The 20,229-nt window shown below is 65.2% G+C and carries 15 protein-coding genes; 4 read left to right on the forward strand and 11 right to left on the reverse strand.

The genetic code is table 11. From position 1 onward, the window contains the following. Nucleotides 1–23: 23 nt before the first annotated feature. Both U5805_RS13555 and U5805_RS13560 read right to left on the reverse strand, forming a co-directional pair. On the reverse strand, nucleotides 24–1,214 hold the full coding sequence (locus U5805_RS13555; RefSeq protein WP_322103990.1) for a nitronate monooxygenase family protein: 1,191 nt from the start codon (nucleotides 1,212–1,214) through the stop codon (nucleotides 24–26). Nucleotides 1,215–1,510: 296 nt separating this feature from the next. Next, on the reverse strand, nucleotides 1,511–3,103 hold the full coding sequence (locus tag U5805_RS13560) for an ABC-F family ATPase (protein ID WP_322103991.1): 1,593 nt from the start codon (nucleotides 3,101–3,103) through the stop codon (nucleotides 1,511–1,513). 585 nt (nucleotides 3,104–3,688) lie between these two features. On the opposite strand from U5805_RS13560, the gene U5805_RS13565 reads away from it, so the two are divergent. Beyond that, nucleotides 3,689–3,898, forward strand: coding sequence for a dodecin (locus U5805_RS13565; protein WP_322103992.1), 210 nt, complete (start codon nucleotides 3,689–3,691; stop codon nucleotides 3,896–3,898). Between the two features lie 180 nt (nucleotides 3,899–4,078). Here the strand turns inward: U5805_RS13565 and U5805_RS13570 are convergent, their stop codons facing one another. From U5805_RS13570 to U5805_RS13585, 4 genes are all read right to left on the reverse strand, one after another. Continuing rightward, the gene (locus U5805_RS13570) at nucleotides 4,079–5,164 is read right to left on the reverse strand and encodes a BMP family ABC transporter substrate-binding protein (RefSeq protein ID WP_322103993.1); all 1,086 of its coding nucleotides are present in this window, start codon (nucleotides 5,162–5,164) and stop codon (nucleotides 4,079–4,081) included. A gap of 91 nt (nucleotides 5,165–5,255) precedes the next feature. After that, nucleotides 5,256–6,185: an ABC transporter permease gene (locus U5805_RS13575; protein WP_322103994.1), complete on the reverse strand. Its 930-nt coding sequence runs from the start codon at nucleotides 6,183–6,185 to the stop codon at nucleotides 5,256–5,258. 4 nt (nucleotides 6,186–6,189) lie between these two features. Then, nucleotides 6,190–7,308, reverse strand: a complete 1,119-nt coding sequence (locus tag U5805_RS13580; RefSeq protein ID WP_322103995.1) for an ABC transporter permease — start codon at nucleotides 7,306–7,308, stop codon at nucleotides 6,190–6,192. 41 nt (nucleotides 7,309–7,349) lie between these two features. After that, entirely contained in the window at nucleotides 7,350–8,993 is a 1,644-nt protein-coding gene (locus U5805_RS13585; RefSeq protein WP_415914594.1) for an ABC transporter ATP-binding protein, read from the reverse strand. A 256-nt stretch (nucleotides 8,994–9,249) separates the two neighbouring features. Here U5805_RS13585 and U5805_RS13590 point away from each other — a divergent pair, with 256 nt between their 5' ends. Next, nucleotides 9,250–10,182 carry a LysR substrate-binding domain-containing protein gene (locus tag U5805_RS13590; protein ID WP_158949838.1) on the forward strand — a complete coding sequence of 311 codons (933 nt, stop codon included), beginning with the start codon at nucleotides 9,250–9,252 and terminating at the stop codon, nucleotides 10,180–10,182. Between the two features lie 42 nt (nucleotides 10,183–10,224). Here the strand turns inward: U5805_RS13590 and U5805_RS13595 are convergent, their stop codons facing one another. Further along, complete coding sequence (locus U5805_RS13595; RefSeq protein WP_322103996.1) at nucleotides 10,225–11,628, reverse strand: 8-oxoguanine deaminase; 1,404 nt, start codon at nucleotides 11,626–11,628, stop codon at nucleotides 10,225–10,227. Between the two features lie 584 nt (nucleotides 11,629–12,212). On the opposite strand from U5805_RS13595, the gene uraH reads away from it, so the two are divergent. Beyond that, the gene (gene uraH, locus U5805_RS13600; protein ID WP_322103997.1) at nucleotides 12,213–12,566 is read left to right on the forward strand and encodes a hydroxyisourate hydrolase; all 354 of its coding nucleotides are present in this window, start codon (nucleotides 12,213–12,215) and stop codon (nucleotides 12,564–12,566) included. Nucleotides 12,567–12,757: 191 nt separating this feature from the next. After that, nucleotides 12,758–13,951, forward strand: a complete 1,194-nt coding sequence (locus U5805_RS13605; RefSeq protein WP_322103998.1) for a urate hydroxylase PuuD — start codon at nucleotides 12,758–12,760, stop codon at nucleotides 13,949–13,951. Nucleotides 13,952–14,078: 127 nt separating this feature from the next. Here the strand turns inward: U5805_RS13605 and U5805_RS13610 are convergent, their stop codons facing one another. The 4 genes from U5805_RS13610 to U5805_RS13625 all read right to left on the reverse strand — a co-directional run bounded on the left by U5805_RS13610 (nucleotide 14,079) and on the right by U5805_RS13625 (nucleotide 19,972). Next, nucleotides 14,079–15,695 (reverse strand): TolC family outer membrane protein, encoded by a 1,617-nt coding sequence (locus tag U5805_RS13610; protein ID WP_322103999.1) that lies wholly within the window; start codon nucleotides 15,693–15,695, stop codon nucleotides 14,079–14,081. Further along, entirely contained in the window at nucleotides 15,692–17,806 is a 2,115-nt protein-coding gene (locus U5805_RS13615) for a peptidase domain-containing ABC transporter (RefSeq protein WP_322104000.1), read from the reverse strand. The genes U5805_RS13610 and U5805_RS13615 overlap by 4 nt, the downstream gene beginning before the upstream one ends. A 1-nt stretch (nucleotide 17,807) precedes the next feature. Then, nucleotides 17,808–19,010, reverse strand: a complete 1,203-nt coding sequence (locus tag U5805_RS13620) for an HlyD family secretion protein (RefSeq protein WP_322104001.1) — start codon at nucleotides 19,008–19,010, stop codon at nucleotides 17,808–17,810. A 74-nt stretch (nucleotides 19,011–19,084) separates the two neighbouring features. Next, the gene (locus tag U5805_RS13625) at nucleotides 19,085–19,972 is read right to left on the reverse strand and encodes a hypothetical protein (protein ID WP_322104002.1); all 888 of its coding nucleotides are present in this window, start codon (nucleotides 19,970–19,972) and stop codon (nucleotides 19,085–19,087) included. Nucleotides 19,973–20,229: the final 257 nt, after the last annotated feature.

Genomic DNA, 20,229 nt, shown 5'->3' on the forward strand with positions numbered 1-20,229 from the left:
GTGCGGCACAGCTTTGAGGTTTATCAAGCGAGGGCGAACGCCGCACGCGGTGCGACCGCCGGTCGCGCCACACCCGTGAGCAGCAGTTCGAGCAGGTCGCGCACGCTGCGAATCGCGTTGCCGAACGGCAGCGCTTCGCGGCCGCGGAAGAACAGGCCGTTCGCGATATCGCCACGCAAGGCGGCGGCAAGACGCGTGTCGATGCAGAAGTGGCCGAATTTTTCGATGCCGTCGCGCAGTCCGCACGCCGACAGGCATTCGAGCCCGGTCGGGCACGCAAGCTTGAGCGAGCCGATCTTCATGCGGATGCGCGATTCGTTGCGCAGATAGCGTTCGAGCCACGGCGTCTTGACGGCGCGCGCGGGCAAACCCGTCACGCTCACGAATTCGACGATGTCCTCGGGCTGCGCGTCGGCGAGCACGCGCTTGAAGTTCGGATGTGCGTCGCCCTCCTCCGTCACCGCGAAGGGCGTGCCGATCTGCACGCCGTTGGCGCCCGCTTGCAGCCACTTGCGCACGGTCTCGTAACTGTTGACGCCGCCCGCGACCACGAGCGGCACCTCGCGCCGCGTGATGCCGAGCGACGCATAAACGCCCTCCAGCTCCTCGAAAATCTGCGCGAAACCAAAGCGTTCGTTGCCCATGTCGGCAATGTCGGTCACGCCGAGGTGGCCGCCCGCGTGCGCCGGATGCTCGATCACGATGGCGTCGGGCAACCGGCCTTTCTTCATCCACTTCTTGAGCACGAGCGCCACGCCGCGCGCGTCCGAAAGAATCGGCACGAGCGCGATGTTCACGCCCGCCGTGAGGTCGGGCAGATCGAGCGGCAACCCGGCGCCCATCACGATGGCGTCGGCGCCGTGCTCGCAGGCCGCGCGCACGTAGTCGGCGTGCGCGTTCACGGCTTTCATCACGTTCACGGCGATCATGCCGTTGCCGCCCGCGAGCTTGCGCGCCGCGGCGATCTCGCGGCCGAGCGCGACGAGGTTCGCGCGGGCGAGCGTTTCATGCGTAGGGTCGGCGCGGCACATCTCCATGAGGTCGCCGTGATGATGGCGCAGGTCGATGCTGGCGATGGTGCCGAGCGCGCCTTCGCGCGCGACGCTGCCCGCGAGCCGGTGCGCCGAAATGCCGACGCCCATGCCGCCCTGCACGATGGGCAGCAGTTGACGGCCGCGAATTTCGAGTGGCGCGAAGGAGTGTGTAGGAAACATGATGACCCGCCTGGCTTTAGTCGATGACAAAGCGCTAATGGTCGCGCGCCATGGCCGGAAAACCTTGCCTTTTCTCAAAATAAGCGTCCAGCGGCGAGTCGGGCTTGAGAATGCGTGATCTATATCAACACGTGAAGCGAAAGGATTTGCAACGACGTGAAGCCTTGCCGATGGCTTTCGGGAAGGGCATGCAGTACAGCGATTGAAGCCGACGGCGGCCGCGCGGGCGGCTTCGAAAAGAAAAACGGGCGACGTTGCCAGCGTCGCCCGTTTCGCATTGCCGCTGCGGCAAAGGATCACTGCAGGCCCTGGCTTGCCAGGAAGTCCTCGTAATTGCCGCTGTAATCGTTGATCTTGCCGTCGGTTTTCACTTCGATGATGCGGTTCGCGAGACCGTTCACGAATTCGCGGTCGTGCGACACGAAAATCAGCGTGCCTTCGAACTTTTCCAGCGCGATCTGTAGCGACTCGATCGACTCCATGTCCATGTGGTTCGTCGGCTCGTCCATGAGCAGCACGTTGTGGCGGCCGAGCATCAGCTTGCCCCAGATCATGCGGCCCTTCTCGCCGCCCGACAGCACCTTGACCGATTTGCGGATGTCGTCGGCGTTGAACAGCAGACGGCCCAGCGTGCCGCGCACCGACTGCTCGTCGTCGCCTTCCTGGCGGTACTGGTCGATCCAGTCCATCAGCGTGACGTCGCTCGGGAACTCTTCGTACGTGTCCTGCGGCATATAGCCGACGTTGGCGTTTTCGGCCCACTTCACCGAACCGGCGTCGAGCGCGACGTTACCGAGCAGCGAGCGCAGCAGCGTGGTCTTGCCCGCGCCGTTTTCGCCGATGATCGCGATGCGCTCGCCCGGCTGCACGCTGATGCCGAATTTGCTGAAGATGGTGCGGTCGTACTTCTTCGTGATCTCTTCGGCGACCACGACGATGTTGTGCAGCTTCTTCTCGAACTCGAAACGGATGAACGGATTCTGGCGCGACGAAGGCTTGAATTCCTCGATCTTGATCTTGTCGATCATTTTCAGGCGGCTGGTCGCCTGGCGCGCCTTCGACTTGTTCGCCGAGAAGCGGCGCACGAAGTCCTGCAAATCGGCCACGCGCTCCTTGGCCTTCTGGTTGGCGGCCTGCTGACGTTCGCGCGCCTGCGCCGAAGCGAGCATGTAGTCGTCGTAGTTGCCGGGCCAGACCTTCAGCGTGCCGTAGTCCATGTCCGCCATGTGCGTGCAGACCTGGTTCAGGAAGTGCCGATCGTGGGAAATGATGATCATGGTCGAGTTGTACTCGTTCAGAACATCTTCCAGCCAGCGGATCGAGTTGATGTCGAGGTTGTTGGTGGGTTCGTCGAGCAGCAGAACGTCGGGCTTCGAGAACAGCGCCTGCGCGAGCAGCACGCGCAGCTTCCAGCCGGGCGCCACGCCGCTCATCGGTCCGTTGTGGAATTCCGTGCCGATGCCGATGCCGAGCAGCAGCTCGCCCGCGCGCGCCTCGGCCGTGTAGCCGTCGTACTCGGCGAACTTCGCTTCGAGGTCGGCGGCATGCATGTAGTCGTCGTCGGTGGCCTCGGGGTTCGCGTAGATCGCGTCGCGCTCGCTCATCGCGGCCCACATTTCGGTGTGGCCCATCATGACGACGTCGAGCACGCGCACGTCTTCGTACGCGAACTGGTCCTGGCGCAGCTTGCCGAGGCGCACGTTCGGTTCGAGGATGACGTTGCCCGAGCTTTGCTCCAGGTCGCCGCCCAGAATCTTCATGAACGTGGACTTGCCGCAACCGTTCGCGCCGATCAGGCCATAGCGGTTGCCTTCGCCGAATTTGACCGAGATGTTCTCGAACAAGGGCTTCGGCCCGAATTGCATGGTGATGTTGGCGGTAGAGAGCACAGCGCGTCCCGAAAATAGATCGACGAAAAACCTGTAATTTTAGCAGGTTATGGCAGTTGGCGCGCGGGCGAGTCGGGGCAAGGGGCCGAATGCGATGCGCCGGCGCCGGTCCCCGCATGGCGAAAAAATCGGGCGCGGATCGCGTTTTGCGATGCATTTTGGGGCGCGCTTTGCCTTGCGCCGGAACTCGCGTCTGGTCACGCCCTGTCACGCGCCTTCGCCCGTTCGCGGCTCGCCTGCGGCGTAAAGCATGACATACGCGAGCGTGGGGAATGTGAAAGCGCCAAAGCCCCCGCTTCTGCCTATTGCGAGCGCGGCCATGCCGCGAGGCGACGCAAGGCGCGCGCCCGTGCGGCGGCCACGCCATTGGCCGCGTTTGCCGAGGTTTTGGCGCATCGGTCAAGCGCGATGGCGCAGCCTTCTTACACCGATCGCTGCGCGCGAGGCCGTCCGAACCCGCGTCAGGGTTTGCTTTACCTAGGCGGCGGCGTTTCGTTCCGCTATCTATGACTGTCGACGCCCCACATCCCGATTCCCGATTCCCTATTCCGGCTTCACGTTCGCGCCCCGCGAGGAGACCCACTCATGAGCGACCACGTCTACAAGCAGATCGAGCTGACCGGCTCGTCCAGGGTGTCGAGCGACGACGCCATCCGGTGCGCCATCACGCGCGCCTCGAAAACGCTGCGCCAGTTGCACTGGTTCGAAGTCGTGGAAACGCGCGGTTTGATCGAAAACGATCAGATTTCTTACTGGCAGGTAACGATCAAGGTCGGTATCCGCATCGACGATTGACGCTTTTTCGCCACGCATGGAAGCGAAAACGGCTGCGCGAGCCGCAAGGGCGTCGCGCAGCCGTTTTGCATCCGGTCGATGCGAATCGTCGGATGAAACGCGGGTAAAGCCGGACGCAGCCGCATGGAACGCACGCGTCCACGCGCGCGCCGCGTCGGCGGCCGCGCGCGCTCCGGCGTTTTACTTCGGCAGCGAACCGTCCACGCCTTCGACGTACCAGTTCAGGCGTTGCAGTTCCGGGTCGGTCAGCGTCTTGCCGGCCGGCACCTTCACCGCACCCGTCTGATCCTTGATCGGGCCCGTGAACACGTCCCACTTGCCGCCCGCGATGGCTTCGCGCTTCGCGGCCACGGCCTTTTGCGCATCGGCGGACAGATCGGCCGTGTTCACGTCGCCGAGATCGACGGCCTTCTGCGGAATGCCCCACCACACCGGATCGTTTTTCCACTTGCCGTCCAGCACCTGCTGGATCACGGCCGTGTAATAAACGCCCCAGTTCGCCTCCACCGAGCCCAGATGCGCGTGCGGGCCGAACTTCTTCATGTTCGAATCCCAGCCGAACGCGTGTACGTGCTTCTCTTCGGCGGTGGCGAGCGTCGCGCTCGAATCGGTGTTTTGCAGCAGCACGTCGGCGCCCTGCCCGATCAGCGTTTCGGCGGCCTGCTTTTCCTTGCCCGGATCGAACCAGCTATTGATCCAGATGACCTTGGTATGCACCTTCGGATTCACCGAGCGCGCGCCCAGCGTGTACGCGTTGATGTTGCGCACCACCTCGGGAATCGGCACCGAAGCCACGAAGCCGAGCGTGTTGGTCTTGGTCGCATAACCCGCCGCAACGCCGGCGAGATACGCGCCCTGATACATGCGCACGTCATAGGTGCCGAAGTTGGGCGCCTTCTTGTAGCCCGTTGCGTGCAGGAACACCGTATCGGGGAAGTCCTTCGCGACTTTTAGTTCGAAGTCCTGATAACCGAAGCTCGAACCGAAAATGATCTTGTTGCCCTTGCTCGCGAGGTCGCGGAACACGCGCTCCGAATCCGCCGATTCCGGCACGTTTTCCACGCGCGTGACCTTGATCTTGCTGCCGAACTTCTGCTCGGCCGCCCTGGAGCCCTGATCGTGCGCGTAGGTCCAGCCGGCATCGCCCGGATTGCCGAGATAGACGAACGCGACGCCCGGCGCAGCGGCGGCATTCGCCGTGCTCGCGAGCGCCACCGTGCCGCACGCGGCGGCAACGGCGAAAGCGGTCAGGATGGTTTTTTTCATCGTGGATCTCCTGTCGTGAATGGTCATGCGATAAGTGCAATCGTTAGGTATGCGTATTTTGTGCATTCGTGCCGCGCAGAAGGTCACCGCGCTACGCCGCGCCAAAAAAGGGCTTGCCGAGCGAAGCCGGCGCGTTGAGCCGTATGGTGTTGGGATTGCGCGAGATGAGCACGAGCACGACGACCGTCGCGACATAGGGCAGCATGGCGAGAAACTGCGTGGGCACCGGAACGCCCACGGCTTGCGCGTAAAACTGCGCGCCCGTGACCGCGCCGAACAGCAATGCGCCGATCAACAGACGGCCCGGGCGCCACGTCGCGAACACCACGAGCGCGAGCGCGATCCAGCCGCGCCCGGCCGTGATCTGCTCCTGCCAGAGATGCAGTTGCACGACCGAGTAATAGCTGCCCGCGAGGCCCGCCATCGCGCCGCCGAAGGCCGTTGCGCCGTAGCGCACGCCAATCACCGGAAAGCCCACCGAATGCGCGACCTGCGGCGACTCGCCCACCGAGCGCAGCACGAGCCCCGCGCGCGTGCGATACAGAAACCAGCCGACCACGGCGAACATGACGAACGCGAGATAGTCAACGGGCGTGAGGCTGAAAAGCGCCGGCCCGGCCACAGGCAAGTGCGAAAGGCCCGGAATCGGCCATGCGGCGATCGTCGCGGAGGTCGCGGCCGAGGTGTAGGGCTTGCCCACATACGCCGAAAGCCCGACGCCGAAGATCGTCAGCGAAAGACCCGTGGCCACCTGATTGGCGAGCAGGGTGAGCGTGAGAAAGCCGAACAGCAGCGCCATCGCCACGCCGGCCCCCATGCCGGCGAGCAGGCCGAGCCACGGATTGCCCGTGATCGTGGTGACGGCATAGCCGGTGACGGCGCCCATCAGCATCATCCCTTCGACGCCGAGATTGAGCACGCCCGACTTCTCCGTGACGAGTTCGCCCACGCCCGCGAACATGAGCGGAATGGCGGCGGTGACGGCGCTCGATGCGAGCGAGCTGGCTTGCTGGATATCCATGGCGTTAAGCTTGTTTCGTGGTGTTTTCGATGACGGCATGACGGCGGCGCACGCGATAGTTCACGAACAGGTCCGCGCCGAGCAGGCAGAAAAGCAGCAGCCCCTGGAACACGCCCGAAAGCGCCTGCGGCAGTTGCAGCGAGGTTTGCACCGCTTCGCCGCCGAGGTATAGCAGCGCCATCAAGAGGCTCGCGAGCACGATGCCGACCGGATGCAGCCGCCCGACGAACACGACGATGATCGCCGTGAAGCCGTAGCCCGGCGACCAGGTGGCCTGAAGCTGGCCGATCGGCCCGGCAATCTCGCCCATGCCCGCAAGCCCGGCGAGGCCGCCCGAAAGCAGCAGCGAAGTCCAGATGGTTTTTTTCTCCGAGAAACCGGCGTAGCGCGCGGCAAGCGGCGCGAGGCCGCCCACGCTCATGCGATAGCCCGCGAAGCTGCGGCGCATGAACAGCCACACGAGCGGAATGGCCGCGAGCGTGAGGAAGATCGACGCGTTCAGGCGCGTGCCGCGCAGCCAGTGAATGCGCCAGTCGCCGCCGAAAGTGGGATACAGCGCGTCGCCGCCGAACATCTCCGAAAGCGGAAAGTTCATGCCGTTCGGGTCGCGCCACGGACCGCTCACGAGCCAGATCAGCAACTGCGTGGCCACGTAGGTGAGCATGAGGCTCGTGAGAATCTCGTTGGTGTTGAAGCGGCTCTTGAGCCAGGCGGGAATCGCGGCCCACGCCATGCCGCCGGCCACGCCCGCGATCATCATCAGGAAGAGAATCCACCATCCCGTGGCTTGATCGAAGTAGATCGCCACGCCGCTTGCCGCGATGCCGCCGAGCACCATTTGCCCTTCCGCACCGATGTTCCAGACGTTCGCGCGATAACCCGCGGCGAGTCCCAGCGCGATGAGACACAGCGGCGAGGCCTTGAGCAGCAGTTCGCTCCAGCCGTTGACGCTCGAAAGCGGGTCGATGAAGAACGCGTGCATCGCCTGCACGGGATCGCGGCCCACGAGGCCGAAAATCAGAAAGCCGATGGCGAGCGTGAGCGCGGCCGCGATCAGCGGCACGGCAATGCGCACCGTGCGCGAGGGCGCCGTGCGGGCTTCGAGTCGATACGGAAAGATCATGGTGTAAAGTCGGTGGTCGGTCTCGTGACTGGCTTTTTTGTTCAGGCGTGCGCCACGGATTGCGCGGGCGGTTCGTTGTCCTGATGATTGCCCTGATCGCCGCCGTGAGCCGCGCGATCGCCGAACAGCCCCGCCATCCAGCGGCCGATTTCCTCGGCGTTGGTTTCGCCCGTCAAGCGCGCCGGCGAGAGACGTCCGCCCGCGAGCACGGCAATGCGATCGCAGATGTCGAACAGTTCCTCGAGTTCCTCGGAGATCACGAGAATCGCCACGCCGCGCGCCGAAAGATCGAGCAACTGCTGACGGATGAACGTGGCCGCGCCCACGTCCACGCCCCATGTGGGCTGCGCGACCACGAGCACTTTCGGCGCTTGCAGGATCTCCCGCCCGACGATGAACTTTTGCAGGTTGCCGCCCGAGAGGCTTTGCGCAAGCGCGTCCGGCCCGCCGCAGCGCACGTCGAACGCGCCGATGCAGCGCTGCGCGAACGCGCGCATCGCGCCCGTCTTGAGCCAGCCCGAACGCACCATGCCTTCGCGATGCGCCGTGAGCAGCGCGTTTTCGGCAAGCGACATCGCGGGAACCGCGCCGCGCCCCAAGCGCTCCTCGGGCACGAACGCGAAGCCGAGCTTGCGCCGCGCACCCGCCGTGAGCCGGCCCGCGGGTTTGCCGCAGATCGAGACCGCGTCGGCGGCAACGTGATGGCGGCCCGCTTGCGCTTCGCCGGACAGCGCGGCCAGCAGTTCGGCCTGGCCGTTGCCCGAAACGCCCGCGATGCCGAAAATCTCGCCCGCATGCACGCTGAACGAAACATCGGCAAGCGAGGTGCCGAACGGATCGTCGCTCGGCATCGACAGATGCTTCACGTCGAGCAGCACGGCGCCCGGCGTATGCGCGCGGCGCGTGTAATCGGGCAACTCGCGCCCGACCATGAGCCGCGCGAGCGAGGCATGGGTTTCCTCGCGCGGCGTGACATGCCCCGTGACCTTGCCGCCGCGCAGCACCGTGGCCGTGTCGCAGAGTTCCTGAATCTCGTCGAGCTTGTGGCTGATGTAGAGAATGCTGCACCCTTCCGAAGCGAGCCGGCGCAGCGTGCCGAACAGCTTGCGCACCGCTTGCGGCGTGAGCACGGAAGTGGGCTCGTCCATGATCAGCAGACGCGGGTTCTGCAACAGGCAGCGCACGATTTCCACGCGCTGGCGCTCGCCCACCGTGAGGCTATGCACGTGGCGTTGCGGGTCGACGTCGAGCCCGTATTGCCCCGACACCTCGCGAATGCGCGCGGCCAGCGCTTTCAGATCGAACGGTTCGTCGAGCGAGAGCGCGATGTTCTCGCCCACGGTCAAGGTCTCGAACAACGAGAAGTGCTGGAACACCATGCCGATGCCGAGCTTGCGCGCCGCCGCCGGGCTCGCGATCTCCACGGGCTGCCCTTCCCAGCGGATTTCGCCCGCGTCGGGCCGCACCGCGCCGTAGACGATCTTCATGAGCGTGCTCTTGCCCGCGCCGTTTTCGCCGAGCAGCGCGTGAATTTCGCCGGGCGCGACCGTGAGCGTGACGTCGTCGTTGGCGCGCACGGCCGGATACTGCTTCGTGATGCCGGTCAGCGCGAGCCGCGGCACGCCGTTGGCCCGCGCGTTGCCTTGCATCTCGCCCGATGCCGCGCCTTGAGAAGAATCGCCCATGAAGGTTCCGTGGTAGTACGTTATTGCGCTTCGATTGCCGTTTTTCTTGCAGCCGCTCGCCTGCATTCGCACAGACTGGCGGCCGTGCCGGGTGACGATACCTGCTGGGTACCCGAACGTCGAGCCGTCAAAAATCACCGTTGCCGCATGGCACGCCTCAGTAGAAAGCCGCGCTTGACGGCGCTTTTTGTCCATATTAAAAAACATATACCCACGAAGCCCAGCGATCAGCCAAAACATATAATTCGGAGAATTCATGAGTCAGCAACGCGAGGCGATCGACACGTATCTTTTGCGCGTCTTGCACACCCTTTTGATGGAGCGCAGCGTCACGCGCGCCGCCGTCAAGCTCAACCAGTCACAACCCGCCATCAGCGCGGCGCTGCGGCGTCTGCGCGACATCACCGGCGACCCGCTGCTCGTGCGCGGCAAGTCCGGCATGGTGCCGACCGAATACGGCCTGCGCCTGCTCGAACCCGTGCAAAACGCGCTGCGCGAAATCGAGCGCATCCGCTTCCAGCAACATAATTTCGATCCGGCCACGTCGATCCGCTGTTACCGCATCGGCTGCCCCGACTATCTCAACGTCCTGTTCGTGCCGACCGTGGTCGAGCGCTTCCGGCAAGCCGCGCCCAACGCCACGCTCGAATTCCATTCGCTCGGCCCCGCGTTCGATTACGAGCTGGCGCTGGAGGAAGGCAAGCTCGACATCGTCATCGGCAACTGGCCCGAACCGCCCGAGCAATTGCACCTCTCGAATCTGTTCGTCGACCAGATCGTGTGCCTGATGAGCAACACGCATCCGTTCGCCAAGCGCGGCGGCCTCACGCTCGACCAGTACCTCAATGCGCCGCATCTCGCGCCCACGCCCTATTCCGTGGGCCAGCGCGGCGCCATCGACGTGCATCTCGCGCGCGAGCGCCTGAAGCGCCACGTGGTCGTCACGCTGCCGTACTTCAATCTCGCGCCTTACGTGCTCATCAAGTCGGACCTGATCTTCACGACCACGCGCCTGTTCGCCGATCATTACGCGCGCTTCCTGCCGCTCACGGTCGTGCCCGCGCCGCTCGACTTTCCGCCGATGCAGTACTACCAGTTGTGGCACGAACGCTGCCATTACTCCGACGAAGTGCGCTGGCTGCGCAGCCTCGTCGCCGAAGCGACCAAAACGCTGATCGACAAGCCCTGATCGCAAGAGCCGCAATTCGCGGCTCTTTTTTTGCGCGATGCCTTACCGCGCCAGTTCTAACAGCCGGGCGGCCAGTCCGTTGTGCCGCTCGATCACCGGCCCAAGCTCCACGGTTTGCAGCACGCCGTCCTTCACGACCGCGCGTCCGTCGATCACGCTGAGCGCGACGTGCGAGGGCGCGCAGAACACCAGCGCCGCGACCGGATCGTGCAACGCGCCCGCGAATTGCGGCGTGCGCAGATCGAACGCCACGAAGTCGGCGGCCATGCCCGGCGCGAGCGCGCCGATGTCGTCGCGGCCGAGCACCTGCGCGCCGCCGCGCGTCGCGATCTCCAGCGCTTCGCGCGCCGTCATCGCGTCGGGGCCGAAGCCCACGCGCGCGAGCAGCATCGCCTGGCGCGCCTCGCCGATCATCTGCGCGCCATCGTTCGACGCCGAGCCGTCCACGCCCAATCCCACCGGCACGCCCGCAAGCCGCATCTTCTTCACGGGCGCGATACCCGACGCGAGCCGCATGTTCGAACACGGACAATGCGCGACGCCGGTGCCCGTGCGGCCGAACAAACCGATGCCGTGATCGTCGAGCTGCACGCAGTGCGCGTGCCACACGTCGCGGCCGACCCAGCCTAGGTCTTCGGCATACTGCGCGGGCGTCATGCCGAACTTCTCGCGGCTATAGGCGATGTCGTTCGCGTTTTCGGCGAGATGCGTATGCATCGAGACGCCGTGGTGCCGCGCCAGCACCGCCGATTCGCGCATCAGATCGCGGCTCACCGAAAACGGCGAGCATGGCGCGACCACCACGCGCAGCATCGCGTAACGGCTCGGGTCGTGATACGTCTCGATCAGGCGCTGGGTGTCGGCGAGAATCGCGTCCTCGCGCTCCACCACCGCATCGGGCGGCAAACCGCCGTCCTTCTGGCCGACGCTCATGCTGCCGCGGCTCGCATGAAAGCGCATGCCGATGCGTTGCGCGGCGCGAATGCTGTCGTCGAGACGGCTGCCGTTCGGGTAAATATAGAGATGATCGCTCGACGTGGTGCAGCCCGAGAGCAGCAATTCCGCCATGGCCGTGAGCGTCGACACCTCGATCATCTCGGGCGTGAGATGCGCCCACACCTTGTACAGATTCGTCAGCCAGCCGAACAGCTCGGCGTCCTGCGCGGCCGGCACGGCGCGCGTGAGGCTCTGGTACATATGGTGATGCGTGTTGACGAGGCCGGGCATGACGATATGGCCGCTCGCGTCGATCACTTCATCCGCCGTGGCGGGCAATTCGCTCGTCGGTCCCACCGCCACGATGCGGTTGCCTTCGATATAGAGACCGCCGTCGCGGATCTCGCGCCGTGCGTCGTCCATCGTCACCAGCATGGCCGCGTGCTTCACCAGCAGCGTTCTTGCGCTGTTGGGCGCGCCGTCCCTCGCTTGCGTGCGTGTGTGTTCCATCGTCCTCATTCGCTCCGTGTCGTGCCGCGCGCCTTTCGGCATGCTTGCGGCCTGTGAACCAGGGACGCCCTCGCCACACCCGACGGCTCCGCTGCAACCGGCGCCGACGCGTCCCGGCAAGGACGCCGCAGGCCCGGTTACCCGGCGCGGGCCGACATTCCGGCGCGCCGTCTTCGGGACGCGCAGCACGCGCTGCGCATGACCGCTACGATCCGTAGCCAAAAAAATCGTGGCAATTCGCGCCGCTGCGATACCCACATTCACGCCACGCATATAAAGGTCGATTTTTGGCGGCGCTACGATCGGGGCATGGATCGGCGAATCTGGGGCGCGATGCTCGCGGGCCGCGGCGCCGCCTCCGGCACAACCCTTATGCGGCGAGTCTTATCTTTCCTATCGCGCGCGCCCGAGCGCCGCGATCGTTCTTAAAATGCGGTCACGGCGCTCGCTTCGATCCGCCGACGGGTATGTAGCCACTGACGTGGAGCCTCGATCCGCCACTTATGCACGCCGGTTTGTGCATGCCGGATCGAGCCGCCGCCGAAACTCGCAATCGCACAGGCACTGACCAAGGAAAACTGCGAATGGGCAAGCTGACTACCCACGTGCTCGACACCGCGAACGGCCGCCCCGGCGCGGGCATCGAGGTCGAGCTTTACGCGCTGGACGGCGACACGCGCCGCGCGCTCAAGACCGTCACCACCAACCACGACGGCCGCTGCGACGCGCCGCTGCTCGAAGCCGAAGCGTTCGTCGCGGGCGAATACGAACTCGTGTTCCACGCCGGCGATTACTTTGCCGCGCTCGGCGCGAACGTGCCCGAACCGCGCTTTGTCGATCGCGTGGTGCTGCGCTTCGGCATCGCCGACGCCGCCGCGCACTATCACGTGCCGCTGCTCGTTTCGCCCTGGTCGTACAGCACCTATCGCGGAAGCTGACCCGGGCGGGAGCTGACTTCGGCCGCCGTTGACTTCATCGGCGCAAAACTTCGACGCGTTCGCGCTTCGATCCATACCAACAACAACGGCAGCGCCTCGGCCCGCGGCAAAATCGCGAACGGCCACGCGCCGGCCCCGCAGTTCGCGCAGTCTGGTTTGCGCGCGCAATGCATCAGGAGTGGAGGAGTTTCATGGAAGGCTTTATCACCGACTGGCTGAACCTCGCGCTGCGCTGGTTCCATGTCATCGCGGCCATCGCCTGGATCGGCGAATCGTTCTATTTCGTCGCGCTCGACAACAGCCTCAAACCGCCCACCGACCCGAACCAGCGCCGCCGCGGCGTGTTCGGCGAGTTGTGGCACGTACACGGCGGCGGCTTCTACAACATGCAGAAGTACACGGTTGCGCCGCCCGAAATGCCGGACGACCTGCACTGGTCGAAGTGGCCTTCGTACACCACGTGGCTCTCGGGCGCCTCGCTTTTCACGGTGCTGTACCTGATGGCGCCGAACACGTATCTGATCGACAGGAACGTGCTCGACATGGGCCCGGTCGTGGCGATCTTCTCGGCGCTCGGCTTCCTCGCGGCGGGCTGGATCGTCTACGACTCGCTGTGCCGCCTGCTCGGCACGAAGGACAAATTGCTCGGCGTGTGCGTGGGCCTCTACGTGGTGATCGCCGCGTATCTCGCGTGCCATATCTTCTCGGGCCGCGCCGCGTATCTCATCATGGGCGCGATGCTGGCGACGATCATGTCGGCGAACGTGTTTTTCGTCATCATTCCGGGCCAGCGCAAGATGGTCGCGGCGATGCTCAAGGGCGAAGTGCCGAACCCGATCTACGGCAAGCGCGGCAAGCAGCGTTCGGTACACAACACGTATTTCACGCTGCCCGTGGTGTTCGCGATGCTTTCGAACCACTACGCCATGACTTACGCGCATGCGTACAACTGGGCCGTGCTCGTCGTCATCATGCTGGCCGGCGCGCTGATTCGTCAGTTCTTCGTGATGCGTCATCGCGGCCAGCAGCTCTGGTATCTGCCGATCGGCGGCGTGGCGCTGATGTTCGTCGCGCTCGTGTGGACGCTGCCGCGCCCGGTCGTGCCGCAAGCCGAAGCCGCGAACGCGCCTGCGGTCAAGGTCGCCGACATCGCGCCGATCCTGCAACAGCGCTGCGCCGCCTGCCACTCGGCGCACCCCACGATGATGGGCGCCGCGCCCGCCGGCGTGATGTTCGATACGCCCGCGCAGATCACGCAGAACGCGCAGCGTCTATATCAGCAAGCCGTGACGCTCAAGGCGATGCCGCTCGGCAACGTCACCCACATGACCGACGACGAGCGGATGAAGATTGCCGCGTGGTTTCAGGGCGGCGCGAAGGAGTGAGCCGCAAGACCGCCTGAGCGCCTGAAAGACGAAAGCCCGAAACGTGATGCGCGTTTCGGGCTTTTTTCTTTGGCGACCGCCGTTTCCAGCCGTTTCCCGCCGTTTCCCGGCGGCTCGGGGCGGCGGCTCAGGGCGAGAGCGGCACGCCGTCGATGCGGGAGAGGGAGCCGGCCGGCGCCATCTCCGCGGCCGTCGACGGCTGTGCGAGGGCGGATAACGGCGCGGGCGTGCGCTCTTGCGCGGCCGGCTGCGGTCCCGCTTTTACGCGCTCTGTTATGCCCTCTTTCATTCCCTCTTGTGTTCCCGCTCTCACGGCCGCCGGCACATCCTGCGCCACCGCTCGTGCGCGCACCGCCTCGCGTGCTGTGGGCAACGCCGGCGCGGCATCCGGTGGCGACAACCCGCGCGAGGCACTCGCGGCCTTCTGACCCGCGAAGAGTTGGGCGTTGATATGCCGAACCTCGTCGAGATCGAGCGTTGCCGTGCGCGCCAGCAGACTGAGCAGCGCCAACACCGTGTCGTAACGGGCGCGAATCTCGTCGCGGCGGCTTGCGTAAAGCGTGTCGGTGGCGCGCAGAACGTCGATGCTCGTGCGACTGCCCGCGCCAAAACCGATGCGCGTCGCTTCGAGCGCCGCCTCCTCGCGCTGAACCACCTGGACGAGGGCCGCCGTGCGCGCCTCGCCCTGCACGACACGCAGCCAGCTCTCCTGGGCTCCGGCGCCCGCGTCGAGCACGGCGCCGTTCAACTCATGGCGCGCCTTGTCCTCCAGCGCCAACGCCTCTTCGACTTTCGCGCTCACCTCGCCGCCCGAATACAGCGGAATGACGACCTGAAGCATCCCGGTCGTGGTCGTGGTCGGCAACGTGTAGCCGCCCGCCGCGCCGGCGGGCGTATGCGTCACCTGAATATCGACCGTGGGATAGCGGCCCGCGCGCGCCTTCTCCGTATCGTATTTCGCGATTCGCAACGCAACTTCGGCGATCTGCACGCCGTAGCCGCGCGTCTGCGCCTGAGTCATCCAGGCGTCGGCGTCCGGCGGCTGCAACGCGGGAGCGGCATGTCGCGGCAAGGACGCGAGGGATGTCACGGGCGCGCCCGTCTGGCGTTCCAGCACGGCGTTCGCGAGCCGCGCCTGGCTGCCGGCGTCGAGCCATTGCAACTGCGCCTGCGCGCGGCTTGCCTCGCCTTCGCGCACGTCGACGAGCGTGGCCTCGCCCGCCGCCCTGGCGCGAGCGACGAGCGCGAGATGCGCGTCGAGCGCCCGCAGATAATCGGCGGCACGCGTGGTTTCGTCGGCGGCGGCGAGCGCGGCGAAGTACGCCTGCGCCGCGGCGAGAATCGTGTCTTGCGTCGCGCTCGCCGTTTCGAGGCGCCCGCGCGCCACGACCAGATCGGCCTGCCGGTACGCCGTCCAGCTCGTCCAGTCGAACAGCGGCTGCACCAGCCCGACGGTCCAACCGTTTTGCCAGTAGTGCTGAGCGGGATAACCCTGCGTGTCGATGCCGTTCCACGCGCGGCCCCAGCCGCCCGTCACGTGCGGAAGGAGCGCCGCGCGCGCCTTCGGAACCGCCTGCATGGCCGCCCGGTATGCGTCGCGCGACGCGGCCAGCCGGGCGTCGTGGTCCAAAGCCGCGTCGACGACGGCAAGCAGATCCGCTGCCCGCGCGCGCGTGGCAGGTAGCGCGCAGACAGCGGCGCAAGCGAATACGAGCGCGGCGCGGCGTGCGCCCCGGCCGCTCATGACGCACGCTCCATCGCGGCTTGCGTTTCGTCGCGGGCGACCCTCACGAATGCGCCGTCGACCAGGCGGTAATGTTTATCGAAGCCCTCCGCCATCGCCACGTCGTGCGTGATCACCACCACGGTTCGATTGATGCGCTGCAAGAGCGCGCCGACGCGCCGCACGGAAACGGGATCGAGGTTCGACGTGGGTTCGTCGAGCAGCAAGAGTTCGCGCGGCTGGTAAAGCGCGCGCGCCAGCAGCAGACGCTGACGCTGGCCGGCCGATATGTTGGCCAGCGAATCGCTGACGACCGTGCGCGTGCGCATCGGCAAACGCATGACGTCGTCCTTCAATCCCACGGCGTCGAGCAAATCGAGGATACGCGCCTCGTCCGGGTGCCCCTCGAAAAGCGAGATGTTTTCGGCGATCGACCCGTGCAGAATGATGTCGCCCTGGCGCATGTGGGTCGCGTGACGGCGCATTTCGTCGACGTTCAGATTTCGCCACGCAATGCCGTTGAGCGACATCTCACCGTGCTGCGCCACTTCCGCGCCGGCCAGCAGTTTGAACAGCGTGGACTTTCCCGCGCCCGAGGCGCCGGTGATCGCGATCTTGTCGCCGCGCTCGATGTCGAGGCTCGCGCGTTGCAGCACGGGTTGGTCCGACACGCCATAGGCAAACGTGACGTCGCGCACGCTGATGCGCTCGAAGCAACCGGCCTCGACGGTGCGTTGCCTGTCGGCGAGCGGCGTGTAGCGCTCGGGCGCGCAGGCCACGATATCGTCGACGCGCGCCACCGGCACGCTCAGCATGTGCCACGCGAACACCGTGTTGATGGTATGCGCCATGCGGTCCGAAAACAGCGTTTTGTAGATCATGAACGAATAGAACGCGCCGACGGACACCGCGCCGCCCAACATCAGTTTCGCGGCCAGCCAGGTGACGCCGAGCGTCTCCGCATGCGCGAGCGTCCTGAGCAGCGCGTCGCGCGTTTCCGAGAGCCGGCTGCCTTGAAGGCGCGCCGCCGCAAAGGTGCGAAATAATTCCATGAAGCGCGCGAGACGCCGGCCTTCGCCCTGCGAAAGCTTGATCAACGCAGCGCCCCGCACGGTCTCGAACAGGGCGTCGTCGCAGCGGGCGCTTTCCTGGAATACGCGCGCGTGCGTGTCGCGCATCGCCGCATACATCGTCGCGCACACCAGCACGTACAGCGCGAAGATCGCGAGCACGACCAGCGACAGCTTCGCGTTCTGCACGAACATGAGCGCGAGCGCGAGCAGCCCGACTGCGGCATCGACAAAAAACGCCACTGACGACCGCGACGCGAAGGCGTTGATCTCGTCCTGCGCCTTGAAACGCGTGAAGACGTCACCGACGTTGCGTTTCTCGAAGTACGTCATGGGCACGCTCAACAAATGGGCGAACAACCCTTGCGTCGCGTTCACGCTCACGCGCGCGTAGAGCAACTCGACAAGGACGCCTTGCACGTAACTTCCGATCGCGCCGGACAGAAAAATCCCGCCGAAAGTCAGCGCGAGCACGTTCAGCAAATTCAGGTTGTCCTCGGCGACCACATGATCGAGCACGAACGAACCGAAATACGGCTGGGCGAGGATCGCGAACTGGGCTGCCAGCGCGACGAACAAAATCTTGCCGAGCTGGCCGCGCAAGCCGGGATTGAGCGCGCGCAGCCTCGCCAGCGCTTCGGGCACGCTCGAACGCCGTTTGATGCGTTCGAGCGCGGGCGTGGCCGCGCACTCGATCAGATAACCCGAGACGCTCGTCAAGAAAAGATCCATGGCGACGCGCCGGCGCCCCATTGCGGGATCGATCACGCTGACGTAGTGGCGCGAGGCGCGCTCGAACACCACAAAGTGCGCGCCGCCGAAATGGACGATGGAGCCGCGCTTGATTTCGCGCACCTGCGAAGCGTCGAAGCGAAACGCCTGAACTTCGAGACCGAAGTCGGTGGCGACATCGTAGAGGTCCATCAACGACAGACCGTTCGCCGAAACCGGCCGATAGGCCGACAACTCGCGCACCTCGGTCGACCGGCCGCAATCGCTCAACACCATGGCAAGGCACGCGTAGCCGCACTCGGCCACTTCATTCTGGAAAATGACCCGCATGTCAGCCTCGGGCGATCTTGAAGAATGGTTCGAGCACCCATTCGGCGATCGTGCGCCGCTCGACGACCACGCTCGCGGTGGCCCGCATGCCCGGCAGGATGTCGAAGTGCTGTGCGCCGTAGTCGAACGTGCGGCGAGGCAACGTCGCCCACGCGACATAGAGATCGCCGGCCGCTGCCGCGCCGCCGTTCGAGGAAGCGCCGGGCGACGGATCGGCGGCGGCGACGGTCGTACGCGAAACCGAATCGATGCGCGCCTCGTACGAGCCGAAGCGCGCGTAGGGAAAAGCGTCGAATTTCAGGCGCACGATTTGTCCTTCGTGTACGAAACCGCGCCGCCGCGAAGGGATGCGCAACGCGGCGCGCAACGGCTGCGACGGGTCGGTGACGATCACCATCGCGACGTCCGTCGGCTGAAGTGTGCTGCCTTGCACGAGGCGCGAGAACGTCACGATGCCGGCTTTCGGCGCGGCGATCGTGGCATCGCGACGGCTTTGCTCGAAGCGCGCGTCGGCGTCCTGAAGGTCGCGCGCGTAGCCGGCCTCAAGCTCTTTCAATTGGGCTTCGAGCGCGGTCTGCGCATTGTGCAGATCGGCAATTGCCGCAAGCGCCTGCTGACGGCGCGCCGCAGATTCCGCCTGCGCGATCTGCGCTTGATGCAGATCCGCGCGCGCCTGATCGATGCGGTCGGCCACGACGTAATCGGCCACCGACTGAAGACGCGCGAGCTTTTTCCGTGCCTCGCCTGCGAGCAACGCGTTCTGCGCCCCTTGCACGTTGATTTCGGCAAGTTCCGCGCGACGGCTCGCTTCGCTCGTGCGCGCCGTGTCGAGTTGCGTGCTCAACGCGACACGTTGTTGCATGTGGCGCGCATCGGCGGCACGCCGTTCTTCGTCACGCACCCGCGCGTCGAAAACGCCCCGGCGCGAGCCGTCGCTGGCGAGCGACATGTCGCGGTCGAGGCGAAACAGCGGTTGCCCCATCACCACCCGCTCGGGCGGCTGTACGTAAATGGCCGAGACGAGACCGCCCTCGCCTTGCACCTTGATTTCGGCCGGCGACACGATTTCGCCGTCGACGTCCTGCTTCAACTCGACCGTGCAGGAAAACGCGAACACGACGCCGATCACCACCGCCGCCGACGCGCCATAGGCGATCCAACGCGAGCTGAAATCGCGGAATTCAGGAAGATATGTGGGTTCCACTTGTGATGCATTCCCCGTAGCCGGCCGCGCCGGATGGTTCCTGCTCCGGGTCTTCTGGCCGTGCCCGCGCCGCCCTAGCGGGTTGGCGCAAAGTGATAGGTAGACGGATGTCCGGCGAATAGCCAGTGAGGGTAATTCGCCTTGCGCGCGGTTTGTATTGTTTCGGCCAGACGCTGCGGCGCATCGGTTTGTGCCAGCGCAATGACCTCGCCTATTTCGACGCTGAAACGACCCCGTTCGAAGCGCAAATAAAACGGCAGCAATAAAGCATCGACAGGCGCGCCCAGACGAAACACACCGCTGTGAATACGCGCATTTTTCCCGTTCATCGTTACGCCGACGGTTTCCATTGCGAATCTGGCCAGCGAGAACGGCGGAACGTCGGAAAATACCACGGCCACGCCATCGCGGCGCAAACTTCGAATGACGCGCAAACCCAATCCATTCCGACTGTCGCCACCTTTTTCGTCGTAGGTATAAAGGATACGTAGCGACGGAATCATTTCCGAGTCGTTTCCGTAAATATCTCGCGGCACGCCGGAAACCACCGATATCGACGACATATCGAGCGCCTTGCGTACCTCGTCGACGACATAAATGTTCGCGTATTGCGACACATAATGGAACGGCGAGAGAATCACCGGACGCCCCGGACTGCCGGCCTGTATTTGCCGGATTCGCGACGCGATTTGCGCACCTGCGTCACGCAGATCCGGCCAGGCGTCGCGACCCAGCGCACGCCCGGCGTACAGCCGCTGATCCAGCCAGTTCTCGCGCATCTCGGCGCTCATCGTGCGCAGCGCAACGCGGAACCCAAGACCGGCTTCGATACGCCCCGCATCGTATCGCGCAACACCGCGCGAGCGTGTTCGACCGCTCCAAATGGCACACGCGATCCAGCAAATCGACGCGGCACGGTCAATCGCGGCAAAGGAGATGCGGGCAAGAAGCCAGCGGCGCACGACAAGGCGCGTAGCGAGGAATCCGCGGCTCCACGCTCTCATGGTTCGCGCAAAGACAAGTCGACAGGCGTGCATGGCGCGGACTCGAAGCAGGGGGAACGGCCGGCGGAAACGAACGCGCGGAAAGGGGGGCGCTCCCCCCTTTCTTCACACCAGGCGATTAACGCGGAGTCGGCACGGGCGGTGCCGGCGGCTTCGGCGACTTCGATGACGAGCAACTGGATTTGCAGCAACCGCCTGCCGCCTGAACGTCCGCG

This window comes from Paraburkholderia sp. J41 (assembly GCF_905220235.1).
Lineage (GTDB): Bacteria > Pseudomonadota > Gammaproteobacteria > Burkholderiales > Burkholderiaceae > Paraburkholderia.